General features: G+C 65.0%; 9 protein-coding genes. 6 read left to right on the top strand and 3 right to left on the bottom strand.

All coding sequences use genetic code 11. The annotated features are described in order from the left end of the window. Positions 1 to 39: 39 nt before the first annotated feature. From LDL49_RS55890 to LDL49_RS55880, 3 genes are read right to left on the bottom strand one after another with little or no spacing between them, the layout of a single operon-like run. On the bottom strand, positions 40 to 1371 hold the full coding sequence (locus LDL49_RS55890; RefSeq protein WP_225303097.1) for a site-specific integrase: 1332 nt from the start codon (positions 1369 to 1371) through the stop codon (positions 40 to 42). Further along, positions 1371 to 1694, bottom strand: coding sequence for a helix-turn-helix domain-containing protein (locus LDL49_RS55885; RefSeq protein ID WP_225303096.1), 324 nt, complete (start codon positions 1692 to 1694; stop codon positions 1371 to 1373). The genes LDL49_RS55890 and LDL49_RS55885 overlap by 1 nt, the downstream gene beginning before the upstream one ends. Continuing rightward, positions 1691 to 2752, bottom strand: coding sequence for a tyrosine-type recombinase/integrase (locus LDL49_RS55880; protein WP_225303095.1), 1062 nt, complete (start codon positions 2750 to 2752; stop codon positions 1691 to 1693). Before LDL49_RS55880 ends, LDL49_RS55885 begins: the two co-directional genes overlap by 4 nt. 1207 nt (positions 2753 to 3959) lie before the next feature. Between LDL49_RS55880 and LDL49_RS55875 the strand changes: the two genes are divergently transcribed. The 6 genes from LDL49_RS55875 to LDL49_RS55850 all read left to right on the top strand — a co-directional run bounded on the left by LDL49_RS55875 (position 3960) and on the right by LDL49_RS55850 (position 8473). Next, positions 3960 to 4874 carry a hypothetical protein gene (locus LDL49_RS55875; protein ID WP_225303094.1) on the top strand — a complete coding sequence of 305 codons (915 nt, stop codon included), beginning with the start codon at positions 3960 to 3962 and terminating at the stop codon, positions 4872 to 4874. A gap of 136 nt (positions 4875 to 5010) precedes the next feature. Next, positions 5011 to 5511 carry a hypothetical protein gene (locus LDL49_RS55870; RefSeq protein ID WP_225303093.1) on the top strand — a complete coding sequence of 167 codons (501 nt, stop codon included), beginning with the start codon at positions 5011 to 5013 and terminating at the stop codon, positions 5509 to 5511. Position 5512: 1 nt separating this feature from the next. Next, the gene (locus LDL49_RS55865) at positions 5513 to 6049 is read left to right on the top strand and encodes a hypothetical protein (RefSeq protein WP_225303092.1); all 537 of its coding nucleotides are present in this window, start codon (positions 5513 to 5515) and stop codon (positions 6047 to 6049) included. Between the two features lie 198 nt (positions 6050 to 6247). Next, positions 6248 to 7297: an NADP-dependent oxidoreductase gene (locus LDL49_RS55860; RefSeq protein ID WP_225303091.1), complete on the top strand. Its 1050-nt coding sequence runs from the start codon at positions 6248 to 6250 to the stop codon at positions 7295 to 7297. A 48-nt stretch (positions 7298 to 7345) separates the two neighbouring features. After that, on the top strand, positions 7346 to 7741 hold the full coding sequence (locus tag LDL49_RS55855; RefSeq protein ID WP_225303090.1) for a MerR family transcriptional regulator: 396 nt from the start codon (positions 7346 to 7348) through the stop codon (positions 7739 to 7741). A gap of 93 nt (positions 7742 to 7834) precedes the next feature. Then, positions 7835 to 8473 (top strand): IS5 family transposase, encoded by a 639-nt coding sequence (locus tag LDL49_RS55850; RefSeq protein WP_372470753.1) that lies wholly within the window; start codon positions 7835 to 7837, stop codon positions 8471 to 8473. Positions 8474 to 8636 lie beyond the last annotated feature (163 nt).

Genomic DNA, 8636 nt, shown 5'->3' with positions numbered 1-8636 from the left:
TCTCCATCAACGGCCCCAGTTACCGACTCAAGAACCGGCTCAGAAACATCGAACAAGCCACTGAGGTCGCCTGAGCTGGTGCACACATCTCCGTACTTGGTGGAGCACCCAAAGAAGTACGCGGACAAGCGGACGTGGGTGGCCGCCGATGGTGATGCGATGGTTGCCCAGGTCGATGTCGTCGAGCCGCAGGTTACGAATCATCTTGGGCCGGGCCGCGTGGACGGCTGCCAGGGCGAGGATGAGGCGGATCGCTGGTGTTGCCGCCGTCGCGACGGCCTGGCCGATGTCGCCGGGGGTGAGGGGGAGGATCACCTTGTCCGGTCGGCGTGCGATGCGGATGCGGATGGTGGGATCGCGGAAGATCCGTCCGGTCTTCTTGCAGAAGCGCAGGAGCGAGCGCAGTGCCACGATGGTGTTCTCTCGTTTGGCGCCCTGCAGGGCGTCTTTGACGGTCACGATGTCGTCGCGGGTGACCTCGCGGAGGTGATCGTAGGTGAGTGACCAGTGGAGCAGGACGGGCCGGATCTCGGTGAGATAGTTCCAGACGGTTTGGATGCTGCGTGCTCGCTGGCGAGGCCCGCCCGCGTGCAGCATGCGTGCCCATGCCTCGACGTCGACGGCGATTCCGGGAGCGATGCCGCTCAGCTTGCCGGCGAGCCAGCGGTCGAAGGCGGGGACGCGGTCATCATCGAGCATGCCGACGTGGACGAGGACTTCGACGGTGCGCTCGACGCTGAGACCGTGGTTGCGCAGCTTGGGAAACAACTCCGAGAAGCGGATCATGTCGCCGGGGGTATGGCGGGACAGCAGTATGACCAATGCCCGGTCGACGTCATTGACGATCCACCGGGTCCAGCCCCGGGCCTCGGCGAGCGTGTCGGCCGCGATGCGGGCCGAGCACAGCGCGGGGTTTGCCAGGTCGGCATGGCGGCGCCGGTCGAAACCGGTGTAGTCGCGACGCGCTGCGATGGGCAATCGCAGCTGAGTCCAGCGGTCTGGAGAGGTGTCCGGTTCAGTAGATGGTGGGTTGGGCCGTCGGCGTCGGCGGCCTTGTCGCCCGATCCGCGGTCCGGGGCCCTTGGATCGCTGCCGGTGCATGTTGCTGAAGAACAACTGCTGGCAGGTGAGCCCGCGCAGGAACGGTTCCAGCACGGTCACCTGGCCTTTCGCCTCCAAGCTGGCCTGCAGCCAGCACAATCGGCAGTACCCCTTTTTGATCGGGGCATCTCGGTGGCAGCTCGCGCACTCGCCGACCTGGTGGAGCTGGCCGAAGGTGTAGCAGGCATGGCAGTACCGGCCCGGGAGCACGCCCCAGGCGTAGCAACCCACGCAGGTCGCCGCAGGCTTGGCCGGGGAGACGTAGCCCATCAGGCTAGTGGCAGCGACCGTCCGTCCCTGCGCTTAGGCGTCACCGCGGCCGCCTCGACCACGGCCTTGATCTGCGTCTCGCCGCTCTCAGCGGGAGCAGGCACGAGTTCGGGCTCGGGGATCAACAGTTCGGCGATGCCGCAGCCGAGCACGGCACAGATGACGTCCAAGTCCTCCAGCTTGACGCTGGCCGGGTGGCCTGACCACAGGCCGGACATCTTCCCGGCGCTGATCACCATGCCGCGTTCGGCGAGCAGTCGATGCAACTCGCTGGCCTTCCATATGCCGCGATTGGCGGCGGCCAGGCGCAGGTTCCACCTCATGGGATCAACCCCTTCAACCGGTCGGCGGCCCGTTGCTGTCCGGCGAGCCATGCCTCTTCGACGTGCGTGCGGTGGACGTGGATGTAGTTCATCGTGGTAGCCACCCAGGCGTGGCCGAGCGTCTCCTGGATCGCGATCAGGTCCATCCCGGCGAAGTAGAGCTGGCTGGCGCAAAAGTGCCGCAACACGTGCGGTGTCAGCTTCTCTCTCCAGTCGGGCAGGTGCCTGGCGGCGGCCTCGGCCAGCGCGGCGCGCAATGCTTCGGTGCCGACCCGCGCGGCGGTGCCGTCAGCGTTCTTGCGCTCCGAGGGCAGCAGCGGAGCTGCGTGACGGGTGTGATCGTCGCCGAAGTGGCCCCAGACGTCCTCGACGAACCAGCGCAGCGTCCGCCCGGCATCGTTGATCAGCGGAATCATCCGTTCGCGCGGGCCGGAGCCACGGGCGCCCTTGCCGACGCGGACGTGCAGCTTGCCGAACCTGCCCAGTTCCCATTTGACGTCGGCCAGGTCCAGGCTGCGCGCCTCGTTCACCCGCAGGCCAACCTCGGCCATTAGCCGGGCCGCCGCGTAGTTGCGGGCGGTGGGAGCGAACTTGCGACAGGTGGCAAGCTCTGCGCGCCAGCCGGCGAACAGGCGGGTGACCTGCTCGGCGCTGGGCGGGATCCGCAGCGCCGCGTCCTTCTGCCCGCGCGGCCGGTTCATCTCATCAATCGGGCACTCCACCACGTGCCCGGTCAGCTGATGGATCTCGATCTTGTGTCGTAGCTCCAGGAACAAGAAGTAGGTCTTGATCGCCTGGGCCCGAGACAACCGGGTGCCCTTGGCCGCACCGCGTAGTACCTGGCCGAAGTAGGCGTCGGCGTCGGCCGGTTCCATCGACCACAACGGCCGGCCGAACCAGGCCCGGACCTGCTCGATATGAATCACGTCAGAGCTGATCGTGGCGTCTGACAGGCCAGCGGCCGCGCGGGCGAGCACGAACCCGGCCAGCACATCGGTCTCGAACGCGACCAGTTCCTCCGGACCGATCGGGGCACGCGCCTCACGGAGGTCTCGCACGACAGACAGGCTCAACCCACGCCTCCTCGTCTTCACCAGCAATGTCAGACGATCGAGGAGGACGATAGACCTTCAGAATCTCTGAAGTCTCATCAACTTCGAAAACTCTCGGAGTTCCAGGCAGAAGGCCCAGGTCCAGGGGCACGTCAGGCCGCAGACGCCTCAGGGAACCCAAGGCTTATCTCTTAGCAGCAATGCACCGGGGCTACCCGGCGAGTGGAGGGCCATGACGAACACCTCCGCCATAGACATGCGCATCTCGCCGCCCGCGACTCGCTTCACCGTCCCGGTGAGTTCCGCCATGACGACATCGCCCTGCTCAACCATGCGCACGACCTCCAGGTGAGGAGGGTCGATCAGCCGCTACGTCACGGCTTCACCTCAGTCCTGCTGGGCGCACGAAAGATTGAGGGCAGACACACGACAGCGTCAAGACAGAGGATCCCCCTACAGTTCACATCCACGGGCACGCCTGCGCATTCTTCACATCAATGGGGGGTCAAAGGAAAGAAAACAGAATTACCTCGACATTACCCAAAGCATCGGCCTAGGCCTTAGCTCGACCATTCTTAGGAGAATAGCTTGAAAACGCTATCAAAGACTGCCGCTCTTCTGTTCAGTCTCCCCGCCGCCGCCATTCTCAGCCTAGGAATCGGGAGCCCTGCAAACGCATCACCCATCTCGACCACCGCCACCTCAACTATGGTCGCATCGGGAAACGCCACCGCCACATCACCCGCCGACGCGAAGATTCCTTACCTTTGCTCTTCGGAGCGCTTTGGGGCTAACGGAAATTCCTGGTGGGTAGCGTGTACCGACACTGGCCGGACCCGCTACCGCGCGGTCGCGCAATGCGCGAACGGCGAAACGGCACGCGGTCCATGGGTGTATGCTCCCAGCTTCAGTGCGGCTATATGCACTCCCGGAGTTCGGGCAAACAACGGATGGCCCGAGTTCGAATGCGCGGTAATATGCCGTGGTGTAACCACTACTGCACCTCCAAATACTGAGAACGCAAGGCCGTAACACGAAAGGGGGGCCGCGACAGTTGCATGTGTCACGATTCTAGATGGAAGAGTTAGTGCCTTAGCTGAGGGCTCAGCTCGAAAAAGATTCAGTGCGCACTATTTCGCGCCCGCACTCGTGGAAAGATGGGCCTTCCCTCAATACTAGCCATGAAGCAATCGACCAAGGAAAGGAAATCTTCATGAAACGCAAAGCCTCTGTGGTGGCGCTGGCTCTTATCCTGGCAGTTATATTACCTATGAGTATCACCACAACGTCGGCTGTAGCCGATAGCTCTAGCACCCATACGTATTCTGACGAGAAGCTGATCCAGCGCTATGTCGACGACATATATAACAGGGAGGGGGTCAAGCTCGATCCGACCGACTTCGAAGTAAAGTCGACTTCGAGCAGCGCGCTCGTCCTCCGTAAAGACTCAGAGTATTCGCTGATATCTGCCAGTGTAGCGGGCGGCGGCCGAGCGCGCGGAGCCCGCTTTGCCGTTGCTGCAAGCCCACCCACGGCTGAGCAGCGCCGCATGCAAGAAGCTAACGGTGCGGCGACGATTCAACAGGATACGACGTGGTATGTGCCTACCTGCCAACGATCATATGACTATCATCCACTAACTAACAAAATCCTTGGCTATGCAGACTGGTGCTTTCAGCACGGCACAATGAATTACGCAGGCAGCGGCACCGACGAGGCTTGGGCCCTGCGCATGTGGGCGTCCTGTGCTTCCAATGTCGAGGAGGCGAGTATCGGAATCAAAGTCTGTGGGGTGTTTTCGATACCTAGAGGCGATGGCCCTTCATTGAAATGGACTGGATGGGAGCCGAAATCAACCAGACGACTCGACAGATGTGAAGATATCACTCTCGGCATAGCCTATGGACTTGTTTCCGCGTCCCACACCTTCAAAGGATGTGAGAAGGTCGACTATTTCAAGGGTGATGACCAGCAGGCCGGCCTATTCCATAGCTGGTGGGAGGCGAACGGAGTTCGCGACGAGAAGCGCGAGACGGCCTCGCTCATAGGTTACACAAGTCCCCAAGGGACCACGCCCGAGTTCTGGTACGATGGCTACGTGTGCTCCTATGAGCATTTGCAGTGTTAAAGGCATAAAGGCATAACCCAGCTCTTCTCGAAACGGCTAACGCGGGACCGGGTCACATGCGACTCTTTCATCTCGGCGGGCTGGGCCTCAATCTTTCACGATCTTGAACCCGACGGCGGCCGTGGGCTAGTGGATCTTGTGTGGGTACTGTAGCCGGGAGCGGGCGTACGCGCTGGCCGAAGTCCGTGCCGCCCGCGCCGACGCCGCCCGGGCCCGCCGCGAGCAGAACGAGGCCGACACCCGCGCCGAGCTGGCCGAACGCCGCGCTCAGGCCGGCCGTGACAAGCAGGCGGCCGCAGAACAGGCTCAGCGCGCCGCTCAGCGGGAGGCCGACCGCCGGGTCGATGCCGCCAAGGCCGACGCCCGCGACGCCTGGGCCCAGGTCGCCGAGCACGAGCGCGCCCGCGGCGCGGCCGATCAGGCCCGCGACAGCGCCGAGCGGGAGCGGGAGCATGCCCAGGCCGAGCGCCAGGCACTGGCTACGACGCTGGAGGAGGCCCGTGGCGAGCTCGACCGGCTGCGCGCCGCCGTGGAGGAGCACACCCGGCAGGCCGAGGCCGCCCGCGCCGCGGCCGCCGACGCCGAGCACCCAGCGTCGCCGAGGCTGCCGCGCGGCCTGGCTCGACCACGACGGTGAGTTGCCCGTCATCGAGGGCACCCTGATTCGGCTGAAGGTCGAGCACCTGCCCGGCGACCGTGACGCCCCACCGGTCTGGCTGTGGTCCTCCAAAACCGGCGCCACCGGCGCGGACGTGAATCGCTGCTGGCAGGCATTCCTGCGCAGATTCGACCTGGAGCACACCTACCGGTTCTGGAAGCAGACCCTCGGCTGGACCCGGCCCAAGCTCCGCGCCGCCCAAGCCGCTGACCGCTGGACCTGGCTGCTCAACACCGTTCACGCTCAACTGCGTCTCGCTCGCCGCCTGACCGAGGACCTGCGCCATCCATGGGAGAAACCCGTCCCGCCCGGCCAGCTCACTCCCGCCCAGGTCCGGCGCGGGTTTCGGAACCTCCGTCCCGCACTCGCCCAACCGGCTGGCGCACCCAAACCCGCCAGACCCGGCCCCGGACGCCCGCCCGGTATCCCCAACCGCCGACCGGCACCCCACTACGACGTCGGCAAAACCGTCAAACGCGGCCGCACGCTCGCAGCACTACAACAATTCGGAGGATAAAGAACAAGCTTAGAGGCCGCGCGGATAGGCGGCTTGGCTGGGGCAGGAAGTATCACAGGCACGGAGCCTCAAGATCGTCGAGATATCTACGCTCCGTGCAGGCCTAGGACCCCGCTGGAGTTCCCGGGTACGTCTCTGGGCCGTCATCGGCTGGACGGCTTGACCTTCACGCATGGGTCAATCCTTAGCGTCGTCGGCATGAACGCATCTTCGAAGAACACAACATTCTCCGACCGCTCCGGCACCTCCCGCACCGGGCTGGAGGCCCGGCTCGCCGCACGGCCTGAGGGCCTGCCCGCTTCCGGTGACTTCGAGATCATCGAGGTCGCCGTTCCGGATCCAGCACCAGGACAGGTGCTGGTCCGCAATCTGTTCATGTCGCTCGACCCCGGCATGCTCATGCTCATCGCGGGTGAGTCCGGCCTGCCGATGCCCCGCTACGAGGTCGGTGAGGTGATGTATGGCGACGCCATCGGTGAGGTAGTCGCCTCCGCGGATCCGTCACTGAACGAAGGCGACCTGGTGATGCACCGGTTCGGCTGGCGCGAGTACGCCGTGGCGCAGGCTGGGCTGTTCCGCCGAGTCGACCGGGACGCCTACCCGACGCCCTCCACCTACCTGGGCTTCGGACTGGTCGCCTACGTCGGGCTCATGGATGCCGCCGAGCTACGGTCCGGTGACACCGTCTTCGTCTCCAGCGCGGCGGGGGCGACCGGGAGCATGGCCGGCCAGATCGCCCGGCTCAAGGGAGCGGCCCGGGTGATCGGCAGCGCCGGATCGCGGGACAAGGTCGCCCATCTGACCGGGAAACTCGGGTTCGACGCGGCCTTCGACTACCACGACGGCCCGATCACCGACCGGCTGCGCGAGGCCGCGCCCGAAGGCATCGACGTCTATTTCGACAACGTGGGCGGCGAGCAGCTGCGCGCGGCGATCGAGGTCATGAACCCGCATGGCCGCATCGCCGTATGCGGAGCCCTCAACCGGCAGAGCAAGGCCGGTCCCGACGACCGGCCCGGCGACCTGCTCGGCGTCCTCGGCAAACGCCTCACCATCCGCGGCTTCACCGTGGGCGATCACCTTGAGCGCGCTCCGGACTTCGGCGCGCAGTTCCGCACCTGGCTGCGCGAGGACGCGATCGTCTACGACGAGACGGTGATCGATGGGCTGGCCAACGCGCCGCAGGCCCTCCTCGATCTCATGAACGGCGCGTACATCGGGAAGACGGTTGTCAGGCTCGAGGGTTGACCTTGACGTATGCGTGAAGCCGTACGATCGGACTCGGAGGTGGCTGCAATGCTGATCGGTGAACTGGCCGCGGAAGCCGGGACCACGACCCGCGCCCTGCGCTACTACGAGGAGCAGGGCCTGCTGGAGTCCGGCCGTACGACGGCGGGTTACCGCCTGTACGAGCCCGGCGCGGTGCGTCGGGTTCGCAACATCCGCGAGCTCCTGGCCTGCGGGTTCACCGTCGAAGACGTGAAGTCCTTCCTGAGATACCTCGACGCCGATCTGCCCGAGGTGTTCTCCTACCACCCGTTGTGCACCGACGGGTACGCCCTCGTCGGCGCACAACGAGTGACCGAACTGGAGGAGCGAATCGCGACCCTTACCCAGTTGCGCGACAGTCTCGTCCACCGGATGCCCTGGCTGGCGGCACCCGGCGACACCGCAGACGAGCGGGTCGCCTGATTGCGAGGTACCGCGGCCTTTTCAGCCGGGCGAGCGCGCCATCCACCGCGCCGCGCCAAACGGCCCGATCCGCTGCCTATACGAGGATTATCCGTGCCTGCCATCCCAGCTTGGCTTATCGAGCCGCTATGGGTTCAGTTCTCCGAGCTGCTTCCCGAGCGGTCCGCATTTGACCCTGGCCACCCGCTCGGCGTTCACCGCCGCCGTCTCAACGACCGGATCGTGTTCGACAGGCTGATCCAAGTGCTCCGGTTCGGCTGCTCCTATCAAGCCATCGCCGACGCCACCTGCTCTGCGACAACGATCCGCAACCGCCGCGACGAGTGGATCAAACTGGGGGTGTTCGCGCAGTTCAAGCACATAGTCCTGGAATTCTACGACCGGATCGTCGGCCTGGTACTGGAAGAGATCTCCATCGATGGCTGCATCACCAAAGCCCCCGGCGGAGGAGAGGTCGCCGGGCGCTCTCCGGTCGATCGCGGTAAGCAGGGAATGAAACGCTCTCTCATGGTCGACGGGTACGGCATCCCGCTCGGCCGGGTGCTGGCCGGTGCCAACCGCCACGACTCGCCGCTGCTGGCATCCACCCTGGACAAGCTCGACGACCTCGGCCCACTCCCTGATGTGATCACCGTGAACCTGGATGCCGGATACGACTCCCAGAACACTCGCGATGAGCTGACCAGCGCCCAGGTGATGAGAGCCTCGGCATGCTGCGGCAGCCGCTCGTAGTCCCGGCAGTTACGGCGGGCGCGCATGACCCACGACGATGGGTCGGCCGCGCAGCGAGGTGTCAGCGTTGAGCTGGTCCTTTTCTGCGCGGCCTCCCGCCGAACCGGACGTGATGGTTTCCCGATCATCCGGCTCTCCAGTGACTACTGCGTGAGCGGTAGGG

Source organism: Nonomuraea aurantiaca (assembly GCF_020215705.1).
GTDB classification, from domain to species: domain Bacteria; phylum Actinomycetota; class Actinomycetes; order Streptosporangiales; family Streptosporangiaceae; genus Nonomuraea; species Nonomuraea aurantiaca.
Note: the sequence above shows the minus strand (reverse complement) of the source record. Positions and strands in the feature narration are given on the sequence as shown.

Bases quoted from the DNA above. Each gene is read 5' to 3' on its own strand.
- LDL49_RS55890 (WP_225303097.1), bottom strand. From the start codon at position 1,371: ATGGGCTACGTCTCCCCGGCCAAGCCTGCGGCGACCTGCGTGGGTTGC.
- LDL49_RS55885 (WP_225303096.1), bottom strand. From the start codon at position 1,694: ATGAGGTGGAACCTGCGCCTGGCCGCCGCCAATCGCGGCATATGGAAG.
- LDL49_RS55875 (WP_225303094.1), top strand. From the start codon at position 3,960: ATGAAACGCAAAGCCTCTGTGGTGGCGCTGGCTCTTATCCTGGCAGTT.
- LDL49_RS55860 (WP_225303091.1), top strand. From the start codon at position 6,248: ATGAACGCATCTTCGAAGAACACAACATTCTCCGACCGCTCCGGCACC.
- LDL49_RS55855 (WP_225303090.1), top strand. From the start codon at position 7,346: ATGCTGATCGGTGAACTGGCCGCGGAAGCCGGGACCACGACCCGCGCC.